Origin of the sequence: Pseudoxanthomonas sp. J35 (assembly GCF_000513995.1) — a bacterium.
Taxonomy (GTDB): domain Bacteria; phylum Pseudomonadota; class Gammaproteobacteria; order Xanthomonadales; family Xanthomonadaceae; genus Pseudoxanthomonas.
Map to the genome: position 1 here is coordinate 53,228 of NZ_KI911337.1, position 21,610 is coordinate 74,837.

Sequence of the window (21,610 nt, forward strand, 5' to 3'; positions counted from 1 at the left end):
CCGTACCGAGCAGTAGGAGCCCGCCATGTCCGCCACCGCCAGTGCCATCCCGACCCCGATCCGTCCGGCCAGCCGCGCCGCCGACGTCGCCTCCCCGCGCGCCGCCGGTCTCAGCCTGACCGAGCGCGTCGCCGGGCAGGAACAGGTGCTGCCGGCTCCGCTGCTGGGCCTGCTCGTCTCGCTGCACCGGGCGATCGAGCCGGAGCGCCGCGCGCGCCTGGCCGCCCGCCGCGAGCGCCAGGCCTTCTTCGACGCCGGCGGCCTGCCGGACTTCCGCGCCGACACCGCCGGGATCCGCGCCGGCGACTGGAAGGTCGCGCCGATCCCGGCCGCGCTGCAGGACCGCCGCGTGGAGATCACCGGCCCGGTCGACCCGAAGATGGTGATCAACGCGCTGAACTCCGGCGCCAACTGCTACATGGCCGACTTCGAGGACTCGACCTCGCCGACCTGGCGCAACCTGCTGGCCGGCCAGCGCGCGCTGGCCGCCGCGGTCGAGGGCACCCTCAGCTTCGACGCCGACAACGGCAAGCAGTACCGCCTGCGCCCGTACGAGGAGCGTGCCGTGCTGATCGTGCGCCCGCGCGGCTGGCACCTGGACGAGAAGCACGTGCGCGTGGACGGCGAGCCGATCGCCGGCGGCCTGTTCGACATGGCCGTGTTCGCCTTCCACAACGCGCGCACGCTGATGGCCAACGACCGCGGCCCGTACTTCTACCTGCCCAAGCTGCAGTCGATGGAGGAGGCGGCGCTGTGGGAGGCCGCGCTGTCGCACGTGGAGGCCTTCCTGGGCCTGCCGCACGGGCAGATGAAGGTCACGGTGCTGATCGAGACCCTGCCGGCCGTGTTCGAGATGGACGAGATCCTGTACGCGCTGAAGGACCGCATCGTCGGCCTGAACTGCGGGCGCTGGGACTACATCTTCTCGTACCTGAAGACCTTCCGCGCCCATGCCGACAAGGTCCTGCCCGAGCGCGGCCAGGTGACCATGACCCAGCCGTTCCTGAAGGCCTACTCGGAGCTGCTGATCCGCACCTGCCACCGCCGCGGCGCCCATGCCATGGGCGGCATGGCCGCGCAGATCCCGATCAACCACGACGAGGCCGCCAACGAGCAGGCCCTGGCCCGCGTCCGCGCCGACAAGCTGCGCGAGGTCAGCGCCGGCCACGACGGCACCTGGGTCGCGCACCCGGCGCTGATCCCGGTGGCGCGCGCGGTGTTCGACGCGCACATGCCCACCCCCAACCAGCACCACGTGCTGCGCGAGGACGTGCAGGTGACCCGCGACGACCTGATCCGGCCGTGCGAGGGCACCATCACCCGCGAGGGCTTCGAGAACAACGTCGAGGTCTGCGTGCGCTACCTGGCCTCGTGGCTGGACGGCAACGGCTGCGTGCCGATCCATTACCTGATGGAGGACGCGGCCACCGCCGAGATCGCCCGCGCCCAGCTGTGGCAGTGGCTGCACCACTCCGACCCGCGCGGCTGCCACGCCGACGGCAGCCCGGTGCACCTGGCCGACGGCACGGTGATCGACTTCGCCCTGTTCGAACGCACCCTGGCCGCGCTGCCGGGCCGCCTCGGCGACACCGCCACCCTGCCGGGCGGCGCGCGCATCCCCGAGGCCATCGCCCTGCTCGACGAACTGACCCGCGCCTGCCAGCTGGTCGAGTTCCTGACCCTGCCGGCCTACGCCCGCATCGACTGATTCCGCGCCGGCCCGGATGCCCGGGCCGCGCATCCCGCCATAGCCGCAGCAACACGACGTCCCACGGAGAAGCACCATGAGCACGCTGAAGACCGCCGAGCAGATCCAGCACGAATGGAACACCGACCCGCGCTGGGCCGGCATCACCCGCAACTACACCGCCGAGGACGTGGTCCGCCTGCGTGGCACCATCCCCGTGGAGCACTCGATCGCCCGCATCGGCGCCGAGAAGCTGTGGCGCTACCTGCACGAGCTGGACTTCGTCAACGCGCTGGGCGCGCTGACCGGCAACCAGGCCATGCAGCAGGTCAAGGCCGGCCTGAAGGCGATCTACCTGTCCGGCTGGCAGGTCGCCGCCGACGCCAACCTGGCCGGCCAGATGTACCCGGACCAGTCGCTGTACCCGGCCGACTCGGTGCCGGCGGTGGTCAAGCGCATCAACAACGCGCTGCTGCGCGCCGACCAGCTGCATCACGCCGAGGGCGACGACAGCATCGACTTCCTGCAGCCGATCGTGGCCGACGCCGAGGCCGGCTTCGGCGGCGTGCTCAACGCCTTCGAGCTGATGAAGGCGATGATCGAGGCCGGCGCCGCCGGCGTGCACTTCGAGGACCAGCTGGCCTCGGTGAAGAAGTGCGGCCACATGGGCGGCAAGGTACTGGTGCCGACCCGCGAGGCGGTCGAGAAGCTCAACGCCGCGCGCCTGGCCGCCGACGTGATGGGCGTGCCGACTCTGCTGGTCGCCCGCACCGACGCCGAGGCCGCCGACCTGCTGACTTCGGACATCGACGAGAACGACCGGCCGTTCTGCACCGGCGAGCGCACCGTCGAGGGCTTCTACCGCGTCAGGAACGGCCTGGAGCAGTCGATCGCCCGCGGCCTGGCCTACGCTCCGTACGCCGACCTGGTCTGGTGCGAGACCGGCAAGCCGGACCTGGAGTTCGCCCGCAAGTTCGCCGAGGCGATCCACGCCAAGTATCCGGGCAAGATGCTGGCCTACAACTGCTCGCCGAGCTTCAACTGGAAGAAGAACCTGGACGACGCGACCATCGCGAAGTTCCAGAAGGAAATCGCCAGCTACGGCTACAAGTTCCAGTTCATCACCCTGGCCGGTTTCCACGCCCTGAACTACTCCATGTTCAACCTGGCCTACGGCTACGCCCGCAACCAGATGAGCGCCTTCGTGGAGCTGCAGGAGGCCGAGTTCGCCGCCGCCGACAAGGGCTTCACCGCGGTCAAGCACCAGCGCGAGGTCGGTACCGGCTACTTCGACGCGGTGACCCAGACCATCCAGCAGGGCCAGTCCTCGACCACCGCGCTGAAGGGCTCGACCGAGGAAGAGCAGTTCCAGGACAAGGCCGCGGCCTGACCCGGTCCAAGGGGGCGGCCGGTCCTTGGGGGAGGACCGGTCGCCCCTGCGGTTGCGCCGGGAGAGGGGGGCGCAACCGCATCTGTGCACGGCTGCGGCCCTGCCGCGGCCGCTTTTCTGCCGGTTTCCGTCTTATGCAGGGTGAGGCCGGCACTGCCGGCGCCTTGGCAGGGCACCCATGCAGCGTTTCCAGAATCCCCGCACGCGCGTGCCGGAGAGGCGCCGCGGCGCGCCGCAGGCCGCGATCCTGGCCCATCCCCGGGCCGGGTGGGCCGCCGCCGCGGCCGCCCTGACCCCCGCCCGCCGCGATGCTATGCTCGCCGCTCACCTGGGGGGGGCCGGGTCAGGGAGCCGCGAGATGTCCAGCGAGGGCGTGGCGCGCAAAGTCCGCCAGACAGTGGAGCAGGAAGCGCCCGGTGGCGGCAACGCCACCCTGTCGGCGTGCGAGGCCGGACTGTTCGCGGCGGTCGGCCGCGAACGGGCCATGCGTGCCGGGGAGCGCCTGTTCCGCCGCGGCGACCCCGGCGAACTCATGTATGTCATCGCCAGCGGCCGGGTCGAACTGGACTTCGGCAACGACCTGGCGACCAAGCAGCTGGGTCCGCAGGAATTCTTCGGCGAACTGGGCCTGCTGATCGGCGAGCACACCCGCAGCGCCGACGCGGCCTGCATCCAGGACGGGCGCCTGTACGAACTGGGCCAGGGCGAGTTCCAGCAGCTGGTCGACCGCGATCCGGCGCTGGTCGCGCAGTTCCTGCGCCGTTCCATCACCCGCGTGGTGCTCAACGAGCAGGGCCTGATCCGCCAGCTGCGGCGCCGCAACCAGGACCTGGAAACGGCCCTGGACAACCTCTACGCCACTACCCACCAGCTCAACCAGACCGAGGAGCTGATCCGCACCGACGAGCTCACCGGCCTGTACAACCGCCGCGGCCTGACCCTGCACATGCAGGAATGCCGCCGGCTGGGCATGGACAAGCCGATGGGCCTGGTGCTGGTGGACTGCGACCGCTTCAAGCAGGTCAACGACGACCACGGCCACCTGGTCGGCGACCGCGTGCTGCAGAACGTGGCCGGCATCCTGCGCTCGGTCGCCGGCGCCGAGGACGTGCCGTGCCGGCTCGGCGGCGACGAGTTCTGCCTGCTGGTCTCGGCGCAGGGCCGCGACGAGGTCATGCGCTACGCCGAATTCATCGTTTCCACCACGCGCAGCCTGCTGAAACTGCAGCAGACGGTGCCGACGATCTGCCCGGTCAGCGTTGGCGCCTGCCTGGTCGAGCCGGAGCGCGACTGGAACGACTGGTACGCGCGCGCCGATGCCGCCCTCTACGAGGCCAAGCGCCTGGGCGGCAACCGCGCTTTCTGGATGGACGAAACCCCACCGCCCGCGATGGCATGAGGGCGGACGCCGATGGATGGCCAGCCGCACCATCACGACACCGATTCCCCGCAGCTGCGGACCCTGCTGCTGACCGACCTGTGCGAATCCACGCAGCTGGTCGAGCGGCTGGGTGATTCGGCGGCCGCGGCGCTGTTCCGCGACCACGACCAGCTGGTGCTGGAACTGCAGCACCGCTGGCGCGGCCGCCTGATCGACCGCTCCGACGGCATGCTGCTGCTGTTCGAGCGCCCGCTGGACGGGCTCGGCTTCGCCCTGGACTACCGCCGCGGCCTGGACGCGCTGGGCCAGGCGCACCGCGTCGGCCCGCTGCTGGCGCGTTCCGGCCTGCACGTCGGCGAGCTGCTGGTGTGGCGCAACAGCGAGGAAGCGGTCAGCGCCGGGGCCAAGCCGGTGGAAGTGGAAGGCCTGGCCAAGCCGTTCGCCGCGCGGCTGATGCAGCTGGCGCGGCCGGGGCAGATCCTGCTGTCGTCGGTGGCCGAACCGCTGGTGCGCCGCGCCGCGCGCGAACTGGGCGAACGCGGCGCCACGCTGCAGTGGCGCACGCACGGGCGCTGGCATTTCAAGGGCGTGCCCGGCGTGCAGGAAGTGCACGAGGTTGGCGAGCCGGGGCTGGCGCCGCTGCGCATGCCGCGCGGCGACTCCAAGGCGCGCCGCGACCTGCCGGCATGGCGACGGCCGATGGCGCTGGTCGCCGAGGTGGTGCTGGTGGCCGGCGTGGCGGTCGCCATCTGGGCGGTGACCCGCCCGCAGCCGGCGATCGCCTTCGCCGAACGCGACTGGGTGGTGGTCGGCGACCTGCGCAACCTCACCGGCCAGACCGTGCTGGACGATTCGCTGCAGCAGGCGTTCCGGATCAGCCTGGAGCAGTCGCGCTACGTCAACGTGCTCAGCGACCTGAAGGTCCGCGATACCCTGGCGCGGATGCAGCGCGACCCGGCGGCGACCAGGGTGGATCGCGCCATCGGCTCGGAAGTCGCCCAGCGCGACGGCGCGCGTCTGCTGATCCTGCCGACGGTGGCGGAAGTGGGCGGGCGCGTGCGCTTCAGCGCCGAGATCGTCGATCCGCGCACCCAGCGCACCCTGGCGGCCGAATCGGCCGACGGCCGCGGCCTGGAATCGGCGCTGCGCTCGATCGACCAGGTCACCGCCTCGCTGCGCAACGCGATGGGCGAGAGCCTGGCCTCGATCCAGCGCGATTCGGCGCCGCTGCCGGACGTGAGCACGTCCAACATCGACGCGCTGCGCGCCTACGCGCTTGGCCAGCAGGCCTTCGGCAACTCGGAGTACGAGAAGGCCGCCGGCTTCTACGCCCGCGCGGTCGAATTGGATCCGGATTTCGCCCTGGCCTACGTCGGCCTGCTGCGCGCGGCCAATGCCCAGGTGAAACGCGACGAAGCCCTCGCAAGCCTGCGCGAGGCGATGGCGCACAAGAACCGCCTGCCGCCGCGCGAGCAGCTGTACCTGGATGCCTGGAACGCGCAGCTGACCGCGCCGGCGGACGCGCTCGACAAGTGGCGGCAGATGAGCGAGCTGTACCCGGACTTCTTCCCGGCCTACGCCAACGTCGGCTACGGCCTGCTGTCGGCGCGGCGCTACGCCGACGCGATGGACTACGCGATGCGCGCCACCGACCCGCAGAGCGAATTCGCGGCGCTGTCGATGGCGCTGGTCGGGCAGCTGCACCTGGGCCTGGAGAACCCGGGCAAGGCCGCCGAGGCCTTCGCCGCCGCGCAGGAAGGCGGGGTCAGGAACGCGCCGGTCGGCCGCGCGATCGCGCTGGCGGCGCGGCGCGAGTTCGACCGCGCGCACGAGGCGTGGAACCGGCAGCCGACCCAGGACGTGGCCTATTTCGACCACGCCAGCATCCTGCTCGACCAGGGCGACTGGGACGGCGCGATCGAGGAGATGCGCCGGCAGCTGGCGGCCACCGAGCCCGGCAGCGTACGCAACCAGATCGGCCAGCTGATGCTGGCCAGCGTGCAGGTGCTGGGCGGCCGCCCGCATGCCCGCGACGCGCTACGCCAGGCCGTGGAACCGCTGCTGGCGCGCACCGGGGACGAGGCCGCCCCGCTACCTGACGTGCTGGACTCCGCCTACGCGGTGCTGGTCGGCGCGCTGCTGGCGCAGCGCATCGGCGACACCCGCCTGTCCGGCGAAGTGCTGCGCCGGCTCAAGGGCCAGCCCCATACCAGCGGCGACCTGCCGCCGGCGAAGCTGTACCTCGCCGTGCAGGCCGGGCAACGGCTGGCCGAAGGCGACGCCGCGCAGGCGATCGCGCTGCTGGAACCGGCGCTGGACGGCGCCGAACCGGTGCAGGCGCACCGCATCCTGCTGGAGGCGTACCGCGCCCGCGGCGACACCGCGCGCAGCCTGCGCGAATCGCGCTGGCTCGCCGCGCACCGCGGCCGCAGCTACGTGGAACCCGGCTGCGGGCGCTGCCAGCAGGCCTTGAACGTATTCGATACCGTCGTCAGCCACCTCGAAAGCGCCGAGCTGCTCGCGTCCTCCGCCAGGGCGAAGGACGCGGCCGCGGAACTGGAGCGGTTCGACAGTGCGTGGCCGGCCGAGCGCCTGCCCGATTACTTGAGGCGGCGCAGGGAAGCGGTGCTGGCCGCATTCAACTGATTCGGGGTCATGCCCACGCCCGAACCGAGCATCGCCTCCAGCGACGAGCGCGCGCTGGCGATGGCCGCCTTCGGCGCGATCCGCTCCACGCGCAGGCACACGGCCAGCTGCTCCAGCGCGGCTTCACCGGCGGCGTCGCCCTTGGCGACCTTGTAGCCGGACGCCACCAGCGCGGCCTTCGGATCCTTCTTGAACAGGCGCCGGAACTCGTTGTCCGTGCCCAGCTTGTCCAGGAACTTGCGCGCCACCTTCGGATCCAGCGGCACGCGGCTGCCAGCCTTCTTCGTTGCCATGATGGTTTCCCCAGGAACGTCCCGGAATGGGCCGCTCCCGCAATCTAGCGGCCGCGCCGGCCGCCCACAAGGGCGGCCGCGTTGCGGCGGCGGAGCCGATCGCGCAGGCTGTCGGCGGGGTGTCCGCGGCGCGAACGTGATGCCGGACGGGTAACGGAGAACGGGGAGGCGCGGATGCGCGTGCGGCGGTGCCGGGTGCTCTACATCGAGCCCCGCGAGGACGTGGAGTTCGACCTGGCGGATGTGCTGCGCGGTGGCGACGGCCTGGCCAGCCGCATGCGCTGGCTGGCGCTGGCGCCGCACCTCGCACGGGAAGTGGAACTCGACGCGCGCGAACGCGAACTGCTCGGCCGGTTGAGCGCGGAGCGCTGGGTGGACCGCGCCACGCTCGACGGGGACGCGCGCAAGGCGCTGCCACGGCTGCTGCGCGAAGGGCTGGTACTGGGCAGCGGCAAGCGGCATGCGGCGATGCGCCAACGCGAGGAAGCGCTGCGCGAGGTGCACTGGGATCCGCTGGCGGCCACCATGCACGCCTTCACCCGCTGGGAGGACGCCGACGCGGTGCGGTCGATGGAGGACACCGGCACGGTGACCATCGAGGAGGTACGCGAACTGTTCGGCGCGCCGCCGCCGGCAGTGCCGGTGCCGGAAGACGATGCGTTGCTGCAGCTGCCGCGCGCGGCGCGCGGCGACTTCGACGCGCTGCTCTCGCGCCGCGTCACCTGCCGCAACTTCGACACCGCCCGCCCGCTGCCACGGACGCTGTTCGCGCAGGTCCTCGAGCGCGTGTTCGCCGCGCACGGGAAGATGGAAGTCACCGCCGACACGGTGTTCCTGAAGAAGAACTGCCCCTCCGGCGGCGGCCTGCATCCGGTGGAGGCCTATCTGCTGGTGCAGAACGTCGAGGGCGTGGTGCCGGGCCTGTACCACTACCATCCGGTGCGGCATGCATTGCGCCCGTTGCCGTCGCCGGGCCGGCCGCTGGCCGACCTGGCGCTGGAGGCGGTGGCGCGCCAGCACTGGTTCGCCAACGCGCACGCGATGGCGATCCTCGCCCCGCGCTACGACCGCCACTTCTGGAAGTACCGCCGCCATCCCAAGGGGCTGCGCGTGGTCACGCTGGAGGCGGGGCATCTTTCGCAGCTGCTGTACCTGGCGGCGACCGACGCGGGCCTGGCGGCGTACATCACCGCGGCGATCAACGAACAGCCACTGGAACGCGCGCTGGGCCTGGATCCGCTGCGCGAAGGCGTGCTGGCGGTGTGCGGCTTCGGCTGGCGCGCCGCGACGATGGAGACGATGGAGCTGGATCCGGGCGCGGCGGTCTGGCAGCCGTGACGGGCACGCGCCGCGCGGGAAAAAGAAACGGGCGCCGTTACCGGCGCCCGCCCCCCAACCAACCGCGGTTGCCTTACTTCTGTACGTTCGGCGTGTGGCCCTGCAGCGCCTCGGCCAGCCCGTCCACGCCCTCGGCGCCCACCGGGGCGGTGGCGCTGGACCCGGCCAGGTCCTCGCCGATCGGCTGCGCGCGGCCGCCCAGGCACCTGGCCAGGAAGTTCTCCGCGATCGCGTTGAAGGCCTTGTTGTTTTCCGGACGGGCGAAGCCGTGGCCCTCGTCGGGGAACAGCACGTAGGTGACCGGGATGTTCTTCGCCTGCATCGCCGCGACGATCTGGTCGCTCTCGGCCTGCTTCACCCGAGGGTCGTTGGCGCCCTGGCCGATCAGCAGCGGCTTCCTGATCTGGTCGGCGCGGGTCAGCGGCGAGCGTTCCTCCAGCCACTTGCGGCCTTCCTCGGTGCGCGGGTCGCCCATGCGCCGCGCCAGCTGCTCGAAGAAGCTGGCCCAGTACGGCGGCACCGTCGACAGCAGGGTGGCGAGGTTGGACGGCCCGACGATGTCCACGCCGCAGGCGAAGGTGTCCGGGGTGAAGGTCAGGCCGACCAGCGTGGCGTAGCCGCCGTAGCTGCCGCCCATGATCGCGACCTTGTCCGGGGTGGTGATGCGCTGCTCCACCGCCCAGTTCACCGCGTCGACCAGGTCGTCGTGCATCTTGCCGGCCCACTCGCCGTCGCCGGCGTTGGTGAACTCCTTGCCGAAGCCGGTGGAGCCGCGGTAGTTGACCGAAAGCACCGCGTAGCCGCGGTTGGCCAGCCACTGGTTCCAGCTGCTGTAGCCGTAGCCGTCGCGCGCCCACGGTCCACCATGCACCAGCAGCACCAGCGGCACCGGCGTGTCGGCCTTGCCGTCGCCGTCGGGATCCGCCTGCGCCGGCAGGGTCAGGTAGCTGGGCAGGGTCAGGCCGTCGCGCGACTTCAGCTCCAGTGGCCACTGCGGCACCAGCGGCTTGCCGTCCAGCGCCGGGCGCGCGGAGAACAGCCTGGTCAGCCTGCCTTCGGCGCCGGGCGTGCGGTCGTAGCGGTAGTACACCACCGGCGATTCGGCGGCCGAGTAGGTGACGATCCAGGTGCGGTCGTCGAGCGTGCGCGCGTTGACGCCGACCTCGCCCGGGCCGATGCCTTCGAGCACCTTGAGGTCGGCCGCCAGCGCGTCGCCGACAGGCTTCCACTCGTTGCGCAGGTAGTCCACCGACACCGCCTGCAGCTCGCCGGTGCGCGGATCGGCCAGGCCGCCGCCGATGTCGGCGCGCGCGTCCTCGGCCAGCAGCCTGCGTTCGCCGCTGGCGCTATCGATCGCGTACACCGCGGCGGTATTGCGGTTCCGCGAATCGGCCAGGTACAGCGTCTTTCCATCGTGGGTCAGGCCCAGCACGCTGGTGGTCAGCACGTCCTCGAACGGTACGTCGTCGGCCTGCTCCCAGCCGTCGCCGGCGCGGCGCAGGATGTCGAGGCCGCCGTCGGGGCGCGAGCGCTGGGCGAAACGCAGGTTGTACTCGCCGTCGGCGATGTAGCCGGCGATCTGCCGGGTGTTCTTCTCCACCAGGGTGCGGTCGCCGCTGGCCAGGTCGACCCGGTACAGGTCGTGCCACTTGGCGTCGCGGTCGTTCATGCCGACCAGGATGCTGTCCGGCTGCGTCGGGCTGACGCCGACGACCTGCGCGGTGGTCTTCGCGAACGGAGTGAGGTCGCGCGCCTGGCCGGTGGCGAGGTCCACCGCGTAGAGGTGGAAGTCCTCGTCGCCGCCGGTGTCGCGCAGGTACAGCAGCGTGTCCGGGCGGTACGACCAGAAGTAGTTGCGGATCCCGCGGGCCTTGTCGTCGGTGACCGCGCGCGCGGCGGAGGGATCGTTCGCCGGCGCGACCCAGACGTTCATCACGCCGTCGACCGGCGCGACCCAGCTGAGGTACTTGCCGTCCGGGCTGATCTGCACCGCCGCGCGCTCGGGATTGCCGAACAGCGCATCGCGCGGGATCAGCTCGACTTCCTTCGGTGTTTCGGGCGTGGCGGCGGCGGTGCCTTCCTCCTGTTTGCCGGTACAGGCGGCCAGGGCGAGGGCGAGGCTGGAGACGGCGAACAGGGCGGTGCGGCGCATGCGGTGACTCCCCGGTGATGCCGGCGGCATCGGAGCGGACACGCTAGCGCGGAAGCGGCGTGGGCGAGGTTGCCTGCGCGTTAAACCATGACCATGACCGATGGGGGATAACCCCCGGTCGCGCCAGGCACTGCCCGGCTCAGGCCTGGCCGGGCAGCGGCGCCAGCGGCGTGCGGTAGCCCAGCGCCTCGGCCAGGTGCGCGGCGCCGATGCCGTCGCTGGCGTCCAGGTCGGCGATGGTCCGCGCCACCCGCAGCACCCGGTGCAGGCTGCGCGCGGTCAGCTGCAGGCGTTCGGCGGCCTGGTCGAGCAGTTGCTGCCCGGCGTCGTCGAGGCGACAGGCCGTGGCCACTCCGGCGGCATCGAGATGGGCGTTGGGCACACCGCCGCGGGCCTGCTGGCGGTCGCGCGCCGCTTCCACCCGTGCCCGCACCGCGGCGCTGGACTCGCCGGGCGGGGCGTCGGCGCGCAGCAGTGCCGGCGGCAGCCGCGCCATCGCCAGGTGCAGGTCGATACGGTCCAGCAGCGGTCCGGACAGCCGCCCCCGGTAGCGGCGGACCATGTCCGGGGTGCAGCGGCAGCGCGAGGACGGGTCGCCGGCCCAGCCGCAGGGGCAGGGGTTCATCGCCGCCACCAGCTGGAAGCGCGCCGGGAACTCGGCGCTGCGCGCGGCGCGGGAGATGGTGACGCGGCCGGATTCCAGCGGCTCGCGCAGCACTTCCAGCGCGGCCCGGCTCCATTCCGGCAGTTCGTCGAGGAACAGCACGCCGTTGTGCGCCAGCGAGATCTCGCCCGGCCGCGGCGGGCTGCCGCCGCCGGCCAGGGCTACCGCGCTGGCGCCGTGGTGCGGCGCGCGGAACGGCCGCTGCCGCCACCGCGCCGGGTCCAGGCCGCGGCCGCTGATCGAGTGCACCGCGGCCGTCTCCAGCGCCTCGGCCTCGCTGGCCTCGGGCAGCAGGCCGGGCAGGCGCGACGCCAGCAGGGTCTTGCCGCAGCCCGGGGGCCCGCTCATCAGCAGGTGGTGTGCGCCGGCGGCGGCGATCTCCAGCGCCCGCCGGGCCTGGGCCTGGCCGCGGACATCGGCCAGGTCGGGGACCGGCAGGGTCGCGAGCGGGCCGGCCCCGGCCTCGGCCGCGCGCGGCAGGGGGGTGCGGCCATCCAGGCCGGCGCAGGTTTCCAGCAGGGTGCGGGCGACGTAGGCCTCCGCCTCGCGGGCCAGTGCCGCCTCGGCGGCGCTGCCGGCCGGCACCACCAGGCGGCGGCCGTCGCGGGCGGCGGCCAGCACGGCCGGCAGCACGCCGTCGATCGGACGCAGTTCGCCGGTCAGGCCCAGCTCGCCGAGGAATTCGCAGCCGGCCAGGCGGTTGCGGTCGATCTGGCCGCTGGCGGCGAGGATACCCAGCGCGATCGGCAGGTCGAAGCGGCCGCCGTCCTTGGGCAGGTCGGCGGGGGCCAGGTTGATGGTGATGCGCCGCTGCGGGTATTCGAACTGGGCGCAGAGGATGGCCGCGCGCACGCGGTCGCGCGATTCGCGCACCGCCGCGGCGGGCAGGCCGACGATCTGGGTGCTGGGCAGGCCGCCGGAGAGGTGGACCTCCACCTGGACCGGCGGCGCGAGGACCCCGGCGCGGGCACGGCTGTGCACCAGCGCCAGGCCCATGGGCGGCTCAGCGGCTGCCGTCGGCCGGGTTGCCGGAGGACGGGGCCAGGCGCGCCTCCAGTTCGGCGACCTGGCGCTCCAGCGCCTCGAGCTTCTCGCGGGTGCGCAGCAGCACCGCGCGCTGCACGTCGAACTCCTCGCGGGTGACCAGGTCCAGGCGGGCCAGGCCGGACTGCAGCGCGGCGCGGAAGCTGGCCTGCAACTCCTCGCCGGACTGGCGCAGGCCCGGGGGGACCAGGTCGGTGAGGCGGCGCGCGAGGTCGTCGATGTGCTCGAGGTTGATCATGGGGTTCCTCCGGCGGGGATGCCAGTGTGCGCCGGCGGCGCGGCGGTGGGGATCGGGAAGCGGCGCCGGCCAGCGTCGGAAAACTCCGAAAACCGGGCCGCGGGGGCAGGGCATTGGAAACCGCCGCGCCCGGGCGTGGCAAGCAGGCGTCGCGCTATCCTGTCCTGCCCACCTGCAAGCGGAGTCGCCTGATGAAGATGGTCATGGCCGTGATCAAGCCGTTCAAGCTCGACGACGTGCGCGAGGCGCTGTCGGGGCTGGGCGTGGCCGGTATCACCGTCACCGAGGTGAAGGGTTTCGGCCGCCAGAAGGGCCACACCGAGCTGTACCGCGGCGCCGAGTACGTGGTCGATTTCCTGCCCAAGGTGAAGGTCGAGGTCGCGGTCACCGACGACCAGGTCGAGGCGGTGGTGGAAGCCATCGTGCGCGCGGCCGGCACCGGCAAGATCGGCGACGGCAAGGTCTTCGTCTACGACCTGGGCCAGGTGGTCCGGATCCGTACCGGCGAACTGGACGCCGACGCCCTGTAAGGCGAAGGCCGCCCTGCGGCGGCCTCCAGCATCATCGGGCGGATACCGCTGCGGGCTCAGTGCCCGCGCAGGCCGCGGTAGAAGCGCTTCCAGCCCTCGCGCACGGCGGTCACCCAGCGCGGCTTGGCCAGCACCGACGACACGAAATCGCCCGGCTGGCGCCCGGTCAGGCGCTGCTCGATGCGGAACGCGTTGGCGATGTCGCTGCGGCGCAACTCGCGCAGCACCGGGGCGTTGCGCAGCCAGCGCGGCGTGCGCAGCGCCGAGGCGAAGTCCAGCAGGACGACGCGGTCGCCATTGACCATCACGTTGGCCGGGTGCAGGTCGTTGTGGGTGTAGCCGCTGGCATGCAGCTGCGCCACCGCGCCGCGCAGCCGGCGGAACACCTCGTCGTCGACCTGGTTGGCGCTGCCCAGCGGCTCGCCGGGCACGAACTCCATGGTCAGGGCCAGGCCGCCGGCGATGCCCAGCAGCATCGGCGCATGGGCCCAGCCGCGCAGGCGGCGCAGGATCCGCGCCTCCCGGCGGACCAGCAGGCGCGCCAGCGGCGCCAGCGGGGTGCGCCGGTAGCGACTGTAGTCCTTCACCACGGCGGGCATGTCGTCGAGCCGGGTCACGTAGACGTCCGGCTCGAGCAGGCGCTCGCCGCGCTTGAGCAGTTGGGCGCGGGGAAGGAGCGTGGGCAGGGCGAGGGGGAAGGTGGTCATGGAAATGGCGGCCCGTCGCGTCCGGGGGAAGACACGGGGTCGGCTGGGGTGGTCTGGCAAGCCTGGGGTGGCGGCACGGCCGCATAAACGGCGTGCCGCTCATTACTGCGTTGCGGTGCCGCAACACTGGCTTAATTACGCGGTTTTCGGCCGTTTCCGGCCTGTGCCGGACCTCATGGTGAGGTCCGGCGGTCGGCGTCCGTTCAGGCTTCGCCGAGGGCTTCGGCCACGAACGGGGGGGCGACCAGCACGCCCTGGTGCAGGTGCGCGCTGTAGTAGCGGGTCGGGAAACCCTTGGCGGCCGCGTCGGCCTGGCGGAAATCGAAGCCCTGGCCCTTGCGCGCCAGGGTCACGCTCCACCAGCCGGTCGGGTAGCACGGCTGCGGGAACGGCAGGGTCTTGAAGGTGCTGAAACCGGCCTTGCCCATCTCGGCACGCATGGCCTTGATCAGCTCCAGCTGGGCCAGCGGCGACTCGCTCTGCTGGACCAGGATGCCGTCGTCCTTCAGGGCGCGGAAGCAGCTGGCGTAGAAGTCCTTGTTGAACAGGCCTTCGGCCGGGCCGACCGGGTCGGTGGAGTCCACGATCACCACGTCCACGCTGCCGGCCGGGCAGTTGGCCATGTAGGCCACGCCGTCGTCGAACAGCAGCTCGGCGCGCGGGTCGCCGTTGGATTCGCACAGCTCCGGGAAGTACTTCTCGGCCATGCGGGTGACCTGCTCGTCGATGTCGCACTGGGTGGCGCTTTCCACGCCCCGGTGCTTGAGCACCTCGCGCAGGGTGCCGCAGTCGCCGCCGCCGATGATCACCACGCGCTTCGGAGCGGCGTGGGTGAACAGCACCGGGTGGGCGATCATCTCGTGGTACAGGAAGTTGTCGCGGCTGGTGAGCATCACCGCGCCGTCGATCAGCATCAGGTTGCCCCAGTCGGTGGTTTTGTAGATCTCGATCTTCTGGAACGGCGACTGGACCTCGTCGAGCTTGGCCTCGATCCGGTAGCCGATGGCCGATCCGGTCGGCTCGAAATGCTCGATGTACCAGTTGTCCTGGGTGCTCATGGCGTCCTCGTGGGGGATCGTGGGCGGCGCGGCGGGCGGCCTGGCGGGCCGGCGCGGGGTTGCCCGGCGGCGGGGCCGCGCATTGTAACGGAGCATTCTGAACAGCAGGGTTAGAATGCGCGTCCTTTTCCGCCCCGAGCCGCATGCCGATGAGCGACTGGTCCGTCGACCACGCCCGCAAGACCTGGTCCATCCCGCACTGGTCGGGTGGCTATTTCGACGTGGCCGACGGGGCCATGCAGGTGCTGCCGCGCGGCGAAGGCGGCCCGGCGCTGCCGCTGCCGGCGCTGGTGGAGGCGGCCCGCGCCCGCGGCATGCAGCTGCCGCTGCTGCTGCGCTTCCCGGACATCCTCGGCGACCGCCTGGCGCGGCTGCAGGACGCCTTCGCCCAGGCCATGGCCGAGGCCGACTATGCCGGCGGCTACACCGCCGTATACCCGATCAAGGTCAACCAGCACCGCGGCGTGGCCGGCACCCTGGCCTCGCACCAGGGCGAAGGCTTCGGCCTGGAGGCCGGCAGCAAGCCGGAGCTGATGGCGGTGCTGGCGCTGTCGCGCCCGGGCGGCCTGATCGTGTGCAACGGCTACAAGGACCGCGAGTACATCCGCCTGGCCCTGATCGGACGCAAGCTCGGCCTGGAGACCTTCATCGTCATCGAGAAGCCCTCCGAGCTGGCCCTGGTGATGGAGGAGGCGCGCGCGCTGGAGGTGCGCCCGGGGCTGGGCGTGCGCATGCGCCTGGCCAGCCTGGGCGCCGGCAAGTGGCAGAACAGCGGCGGCGACAAGGCCAAGTTCGGCCTGTCGCCACGCCAGGTGCTGGACCTGTGGAAGTCGCTGCGCGACACCGGCATGGCCGACTGCCTGCAGCTGCTGCACTTCCACATGGGTTCGCAGATCTCCAACGTGCGCGACATCGCCAACGGCATGCGCGAGGCGGTGCGCTACTTCACCGAGCTGTCGCGGCTGGGCGCGACGATCCGCTACATGGACGTCGGCGGCGGCCTGGGCATCGACTACGAAGGCACCCGTTCGCGCAGCTACTGCTCGATCAACTACGGGCTGGGCCAGTACGCGGCCAACATCGTGCAGCCGCTGGCCGAGGCCTGCAGCGAGCACGGGCTGGCGCAGCCGCGCATCGTCACCGAGTGCGGCCGCGCGATGACCGCGCACCACGCGGTGCTGGTGGCCAACACCACCGAGGTGGAGAAGGCGCCGGAGGGCCGCGTGCCGGACGCCCACGATGACGAGCCGGCGGCGATCCGCCACCTGCGCGAGCTGCACGCCGACCTGGACCGGCGCCCGCCGCTGGAGCTGTTCCACGAGGCCCAGCACTTCCACGCCGAAGGCGTGGCCGCCTACGCGCTGGGCCAGATCGACCTGCCGCAGCGCGCGCGCGTGGACGACCTGTTCTACGCCGTGGCCCACGGCGTGCGCGCGCGCCTGGACGGCGCCGAGCGCAGCCACCGCGCCGCGCTGGACGAGCTCAACGACCGCCTGGTCGACAAGTACTTCGTCAACTTCAGCGTGTTCGAGTCGATCCCCGACGCCTGGGCGATCGACCAGGTGTTCCCGATCGTGCCGATCGAGCGCCTGGACGAGGAGCCGACCCGCCGCGGCGTGATCGCCGACATGACCTGCGATTCCGACGGCACGGTGAAGACCTACGTCGAGAACGGCGGCCTGGACACCTCGCTGCCGCTGCACCCGGTGCGCCACGGCGAGAGCTACCGGCTGGCGTTCTTCCTGGTCGGTGCCTACCAGGAGATCCTCGGCGACATCCACAACCTGTTCGGCGACACCGACGCGGTCGAGGTGCGGCTGACCGCCGACGGCGGCTACGAGCTGACCCAGCAGCGCCGCGGCGACACCACCGACGTGATGCTCGACTACGTCGGCTACCGCCTCGACGACCTGCGCGCGGCCTACGCGCAGCGCGTGCACGACGCGCGCCTGCCGCAGGACGAGTCGCTGGCGATCGCCGCCGCGCTGGAAGCCGGCCTGACCGGCTACACCTACCTGTCCGACGACGCGCCGCTGGCCTGACCGCGGCGCGGCGTGCAGGCGCCGCGCGATCGGGTGAAGATGCGGCCGTCCCATGAGCGGGGGTGGCCGATGCTGGACCTGCTGAAGGCCGTCGCGACCGGGCTGGCCACGATCCTGCCGCTGGCCAACCCGCTGACCACGGTGGCCCTGATGATGGGGCTGTCGCGCGGCATGGACGAGGCCGAGCGCAACCGCCAGGCGCTACGCGCCTCGCTCTACGTGTTCGTGATCATGGCCGTCGCCTACTACGGCGGCCAGCTGGTGATGAACGTGTTCGGCATCTCGATCACCGGCCTGCGCATCGCCGGCGGGCTGATCGTCTCGTTCATCGGCTTCCGCATGCTGTTCCCGGAGCAGCGGCTGGACGAGAGCCCGGAGGTGGAGCGGCGCAGCGAGGAACTGCGCCAGCACCGTACCGAGGACATCGCCTTCATCCCGCTGGCGATGCCCAGCACCGCCGGGCCGGGCACGATCGCGCTGATCATCAGCATCGCCGCTTCGGTGCGCGACGAGCGCCCCTACGCAGAGTGGGTGATGCTGGCCGCACCGCCGCTGGTGATCGCCCTGGCCAGCCTGATCCTGCTGCTGTGCCTGCGCAGCGCCACGCGGATCATGCGCGTGCTCGGCAACAGCGGCGTGGAGGCGTTCTCCCCGGCTGATGGGCTTCCTGCTGGTCTGCATCGGCGTGCAGTTCGTGGTCAACGGCATCTACGAGATCGCCGCCGAACTGCAGGCGCGGCTGGCGTGAGCCGCAACGGGGCGGCACGCGCCGCCCCGCGGTGGCGGCTCAGCCGCGGAACACCTGGAAGCCGGCGAAGCTCTGCGTCACCGGCATGATCTCCAGCCGGTTGATGTTGAGGTGCGGCGGCAGGGTGGCGACGTAGAGGATCTGCTCGGCGATGTCCTCGGCGGTCATCGGCTGGGCGCCCTTGTACAACGCATCCGAGGCGGCCTGGTTGCCGTGGGTGCGGACCAGGGTGAACTCGGTCTCGGCCATGCCCGGCTCGATCGCGGTCACGCGCACGCCGGTGCCGTGCAGGTCCGAGCGCAGGTTCAGCGAGAACTGGCTGACGAAGGCCTTGGTGCCGCCATACACGTTGCCGCCCGGATACGGATACACGCCGGCCACCGAGCTGACGTTGATGATCGCGCCCTTGCGTTCGACCAGCTGCGGCAGCAGCCGGTGGGTGAGGGTGACCAGCGCGGTGACGTTGGTGTCGATCATCGTGCGCCAGTCCTCGAGGCTGGCCTGCTGCGCCGGGGCGGTGCCCAGCGCCAGGCCGGCGTTGTTGACCAGCACGTCGATCCCGGCGAACTCCGCCGGCAGCGCCGACAGTGCCGCATCCATCGCCGCCGCGTCGCGCAGGTCGAAGCAGGCCGGATGCACGTTCGCCGCGCCCAGTCCATCCACCAGCGCCTGCAGGCGGCTTTCGCGGCGGCCGGTGGCCACCACCTTCCAGCCGGCAGCGACGAAACGGCGGGCGGCAGCCAGTCCGAAGCCGGAGGTGGCGCCGGTGATGAAGGCGGTCTTGGACATCATGGATTCCTCGTGGATGAAGCCTGCCGATTTTCGCACCATCACGGCACGAGGGCCCAACAGCTGCGTGCCAGGTCCCGCCCGCCGATGTGCTGTCACACGGGGTGGCCCCCTTGAGTCAAGGGGGGCGCGCCGGCCGGCGCAGGGGTTGTGGGTGTAACGCCACGGGGCCCAAGGTTTGCAAGGCAAACCTTGGGTAACTCCGCCGCCGGCGGAGTTACTGCGCGCGGATCGCCATCGCCGGCAGCCCGCTGTCGGCGAGCTTCTGCTTGGCCTCGGCCAGTTCGCTGGCGGTGGCGTACGGCCCCATGCGCACGCGGTAGACGGTACGGCCGTTGGCCTGGCCGGTCTCCACGCGCGCGCCCAGGCCGATCATCGCGATGCGGGCCTTCACTTCCTCCGCGTCGCCGGAGCTGCCGAAGGCGCCGGCCTGCAGGATGTAGCGTGCGCCGTCGGCCTTGGCCGGCGCCGCGGCCGCGGCGACGGTGTTGGTCGCGGGCGTGGCCCCCGCGGCAGGCGCGGTGGCCGCAGCGGCGGCCTCCGGCGCCGGGGTGGCCACCGGCGGCGCGGGCGTGCGGCCTTCCAGCGCGTCGCGCGCGCGGCGCGCCTCGGCCTGCTGGCGGCGCGCCTCTTCCTCGCGCGCGCTGGCGGCCAGCTCGGCGTCGGACATGCGCACCTCGTTGCCGGGCAGCACGGTGTAGAAGTCGTACTGCGGCGCGGTCTCGACGGGCGCCGGTTCCGGCAGCGCGGGCGTGTCGGCGATCGCGTCCGGATCGGCGATCGGCGCCGGCTGCGCGTCGGGATTGGCCTTCGGACCGAACCGGGCGAAGCCGTCGCCGTCCTTCTTCAGCAGGCCCGGCACGGCCAGCACCACCACCGCGCCGATCGCCAGGCCGACCACCAGCCAGACCCAGGCCGGACGGCCGCCATTGCCGCCGTTGCGCTTCGCCTGGCTCCTGCCACGTCTTGCCGCCATTACATCGTTCTCCGCTTGCTGCCCGACCGCTTACATCCGCTCCGGCGCGCTGACGCCGAGGAGGCCGAGGCCGTTCGCCAGGCCCTGCCGCACGGCCAGCGCCAGCGCCAGGCGCGCGTCGCGCAGGTCGGCGTCCTCCACCAGCACGGGGGTGTTCGCGTACCAGGTGTGGAAAGCATAGGCCAGTTCGCGCAGGTACTGGGCGACCAGGTGCGGTTCCAGCGACTGGCCCGCTGCCTCGACCACTTCCGGATAGCGCGACAGCTCGATCATCAGCGCCAGCGAGCCTTCGTCGTCCAGCTTCGCCAGCTGCGCCAGGGCGTTGGCCTGGTCCCAGGCGTAGCCCTTCTCGGCGGCCTGACGCAGCAGCGCGCACACGCGGGCGTGGGCGTACTGCACGTAGAACACCGGGTTGTCGTTGCTCTGCTGGCGCGCCAGGTCGATGTCGAACACCAGCTGCGAATCGGGCTTGCGCGCGATCAGGAACCAGCGGGTCGCGTCGCGCCCGGCTTCCTCGATCAGGTCGCGCAGGGTCAGGTAGGAGCCGGCGCGCTTGGACAGCTTCACTTCCTCGCCGCCACGCATCACCGTGACCATCTGGTGCAGCACGTATTCCGGCCAGCCCTTGGGGATGCCCACGTCCAGCGCCTGCAGGCCGGCGCGCACGCGCGCCAGCGAACCGTGGTGGTCGGCGCCCAGCTCGGTGATCGCGCGCTCGTAGCCGCGCTGCCACTTGCTCAGGTGGTAGGCCACGTCCGGCACGAAGTACGTGTAGGTGCCGTCGGACTTGCGCATCACCCGGTCCTTGTCGTCGCCGAACTCGGTGGTGCGCAGCCACAGCGCGCCGCCTTCCTCGTACGTATGGCCCTTCGCGGTCAGCTCGCGCACGGTCTCCTCGACCTTGCCGTCGCGATACAGCGAGCTCTCCAGGAAGTAGATGTCGAAGTCGACGCCGAACGCGGCCAGGTCCTGGTTCTGCTCGTTGCGCAGGTAGGCCACGGCGAAGCGGCGGATCGCCTCGATGTCCTCCACGTCGCCGCTGCCGGTGACCGCGTGGCCCTCGATCTCCACGGTGTCGCCGCGCAGGTAGGCGTCGGCCACGTCCTGGATGTAGTCGCCGTTGTAGGCCTCCGCCGGCCAGTCGGCGTCGCCGGGCCTGGACCCGCGCAGGCGCGCCTGCACCGAGCGGGCCAGGTTCTCGATCTGCACGCCGGCGTCGTTGTAGTAGAACTCGCGCTTGACCTTCCAGCCGTTGGCGTCGAGCACGCGGGCGATGCAGTCGCCGATCGCCGCGGCGCGGCCGTGGCCGACGTGCAGCGGGCCGGTCGGGTTGGCCGAGACGTACTCCACGCCGGCGGTGCGGCCCTGGCCGGAGGTGTTGCGGCCGTACTCGGCGCCGTGGCGCAGGGCGGCGGCGACCTCGCGCTGCCAGGCGCCGGGGCTGAGGTGGAAGTTGATGAAGCCCGGCCCGGCGATCTCGACCCGGGCGACGTCGTCGCTGGCCGGCAGCGCGGCGACCAGCGCCTGCGCCAGCGCGCGCGGACTGGTGCGCGCGGCCTTGGCCAGCAGCATCGCCGCGTTGGTGGCGAAGTCGCCGTGCTCGCGGGTCTTGGGCCGCTCGATGACGAAGTCGGGGGTGGGCGCGTCGGCGGGCAGGGTGCCGGCAGCGCGCAGCGCTTCGATGCCCTGGGAAACCAGGGCGCTGAGAAGGATCTTCACTCGGGGGACGGTTTCATGCGGTCTGGCCGGGCATTTTACCCGCTCTGCCGGACCGGGGCGGGCGGCGGGGCGGGGCGGGGCGCCGTAGAGTCGGGCTTGCCCGACTCCCCCGCCTGGTGTCCCCGGGCGGATGAGGAGCAGCGGGGCAAGCCCCGCTCTACGACGGTGCCGGCCGCCGCGGCGGGGGAGGCGGCCCGGAGACCGCCCC

Annotated in this window: 17 protein-coding genes; 8 read left to right on the forward strand and 9 right to left on the reverse strand. The window is 71.9% G+C overall.

The features are described from left to right. The first annotated feature begins 25 nt into the window (after positions 1-25). The 4 genes from aceB (at position 26) to PSEJ35_RS0114515 (ending at position 7,104) form a co-directional block, all read left to right on the forward strand. Positions 26-1,708: a malate synthase A gene (gene aceB / locus PSEJ35_RS0114500; protein WP_028918407.1), complete on the forward strand. Its 1,683-nt coding sequence runs from the start codon at positions 26-28 to the stop codon at positions 1,706-1,708. Positions 1,709-1,784: 76 nt separating this feature from the next. Then, a complete protein-coding gene (gene aceA, locus PSEJ35_RS0114505; protein WP_028918408.1) occupies positions 1,785-3,077 on the forward strand; it encodes an isocitrate lyase in 1,293 nt (430 codons plus the stop codon). A gap of 358 nt (positions 3,078-3,435) precedes the next feature. Further along, positions 3,436-4,476 carry a GGDEF domain-containing protein gene (locus PSEJ35_RS0114510; protein ID WP_028918409.1) on the forward strand — a complete coding sequence of 347 codons (1,041 nt, stop codon included), beginning with the start codon at positions 3,436-3,438 and terminating at the stop codon, positions 4,474-4,476. A 12-nt stretch (positions 4,477-4,488) separates the two neighbouring features. Next, positions 4,489-7,104, forward strand: coding sequence for a putative peptide modification system cyclase (locus tag PSEJ35_RS0114515; protein ID WP_028918410.1), 2,616 nt, complete (start codon positions 4,489-4,491; stop codon positions 7,102-7,104). Here the strand turns inward: PSEJ35_RS0114515 and PSEJ35_RS0114520 are convergent. Continuing rightward, positions 7,059-7,397: an NHLP-related RiPP peptide gene (locus PSEJ35_RS0114520; protein WP_028918411.1), complete on the reverse strand. Its 339-nt coding sequence runs from the start codon at positions 7,395-7,397 to the stop codon at positions 7,059-7,061. The genes PSEJ35_RS0114515 and PSEJ35_RS0114520 overlap by 46 nt on opposite strands. Positions 7,398-7,571: 174 nt before the next feature. Between PSEJ35_RS0114520 and PSEJ35_RS0114525 the strand changes: the two genes are divergently transcribed. Beyond that, the gene (locus PSEJ35_RS0114525) at positions 7,572-8,735 is read left to right on the forward strand and encodes a putative peptide maturation dehydrogenase (RefSeq protein WP_028918412.1); all 1,164 of its coding nucleotides are present in this window, start codon (positions 7,572-7,574) and stop codon (positions 8,733-8,735) included. A 73-nt stretch (positions 8,736-8,808) separates the two neighbouring features. Here PSEJ35_RS0114525 and PSEJ35_RS0114530 read toward each other — a convergent pair whose 3' ends face one another. From PSEJ35_RS0114530 to PSEJ35_RS0114540, 3 genes are all read right to left on the reverse strand, one after another. Further along, positions 8,809-10,887 (reverse strand): S9 family peptidase, encoded by a 2,079-nt coding sequence (locus PSEJ35_RS0114530; RefSeq protein ID WP_028918413.1) that lies wholly within the window; start codon positions 10,885-10,887, stop codon positions 8,809-8,811. Between the two features lie 139 nt (positions 10,888-11,026). Continuing rightward, entirely contained in the window at positions 11,027-12,547 is a 1,521-nt protein-coding gene (locus PSEJ35_RS0114535) for a YifB family Mg chelatase-like AAA ATPase (RefSeq protein ID WP_028918414.1), read from the reverse strand. A gap of 7 nt (positions 12,548-12,554) precedes the next feature. Further along, positions 12,555-12,833, reverse strand: coding sequence for an accessory factor UbiK family protein (locus tag PSEJ35_RS0114540; protein ID WP_024868901.1), 279 nt, complete (start codon positions 12,831-12,833; stop codon positions 12,555-12,557). Positions 12,834-13,024: 191 nt separating this feature from the next. Here PSEJ35_RS0114540 and PSEJ35_RS0114545 point away from each other — a divergent pair, with 191 nt between their 5' ends. Next, positions 13,025-13,363, forward strand: coding sequence for a P-II family nitrogen regulator (locus tag PSEJ35_RS0114545; protein ID WP_037083487.1), 339 nt, complete (start codon positions 13,025-13,027; stop codon positions 13,361-13,363). 56 nt (positions 13,364-13,419) lie between these two features. On the opposite strand, the gene PSEJ35_RS0114550 is transcribed toward PSEJ35_RS0114545, so the two are convergent. Next, complete coding sequence (locus PSEJ35_RS0114550) at positions 13,420-14,070, reverse strand: phosphotransferase (protein ID WP_028918416.1); 651 nt, start codon at positions 14,068-14,070, stop codon at positions 13,420-13,422. 203 nt (positions 14,071-14,273) lie between these two features. Beyond that, positions 14,274-15,128 (reverse strand): polyamine aminopropyltransferase, encoded by an 855-nt coding sequence (gene speE / locus PSEJ35_RS0114555; RefSeq protein ID WP_028918417.1) that lies wholly within the window; start codon positions 15,126-15,128, stop codon positions 14,274-14,276. Positions 15,129-15,277: 149 nt separating this feature from the next. On the opposite strand from speE, the gene speA reads away from it, so the two are divergent. After that, positions 15,278-17,170 (forward strand): arginine decarboxylase, encoded by a 1,893-nt coding sequence (gene speA / locus PSEJ35_RS0114560; protein WP_028918418.1) that lies wholly within the window; start codon positions 15,278-15,280, stop codon positions 17,168-17,170. Between the two features lie 69 nt (positions 17,171-17,239). Then, positions 17,240-18,007, forward strand: a complete 768-nt coding sequence (locus PSEJ35_RS16420; protein ID WP_304412589.1) for a MarC family NAAT transporter — start codon at positions 17,240-17,242, stop codon at positions 18,005-18,007. On the opposite strand, the gene PSEJ35_RS0114570 is transcribed toward PSEJ35_RS16420, so the two are convergent. From PSEJ35_RS0114570 to argS, 3 genes are all read right to left on the reverse strand, one after another. Beyond that, positions 17,958-18,707 (reverse strand): SDR family NAD(P)-dependent oxidoreductase, encoded by a 750-nt coding sequence (locus PSEJ35_RS0114570; protein ID WP_028918419.1) that lies wholly within the window; start codon positions 18,705-18,707, stop codon positions 17,958-17,960. The genes PSEJ35_RS16420 and PSEJ35_RS0114570 overlap by 50 nt on opposite strands. A gap of 217 nt (positions 18,708-18,924) precedes the next feature. Further along, positions 18,925-19,683 carry an SPOR domain-containing protein gene (locus PSEJ35_RS0114575; protein WP_028918420.1) on the reverse strand — a complete coding sequence of 253 codons (759 nt, stop codon included), beginning with the start codon at positions 19,681-19,683 and terminating at the stop codon, positions 18,925-18,927. A gap of 30 nt (positions 19,684-19,713) precedes the next feature. Continuing rightward, positions 19,714-21,402 carry an arginine--tRNA ligase gene (argS, locus tag PSEJ35_RS0114580; RefSeq protein ID WP_028918421.1) on the reverse strand — a complete coding sequence of 563 codons (1,689 nt, stop codon included), beginning with the start codon at positions 21,400-21,402 and terminating at the stop codon, positions 19,714-19,716. Positions 21,403-21,610: the final 208 nt, after the last annotated feature.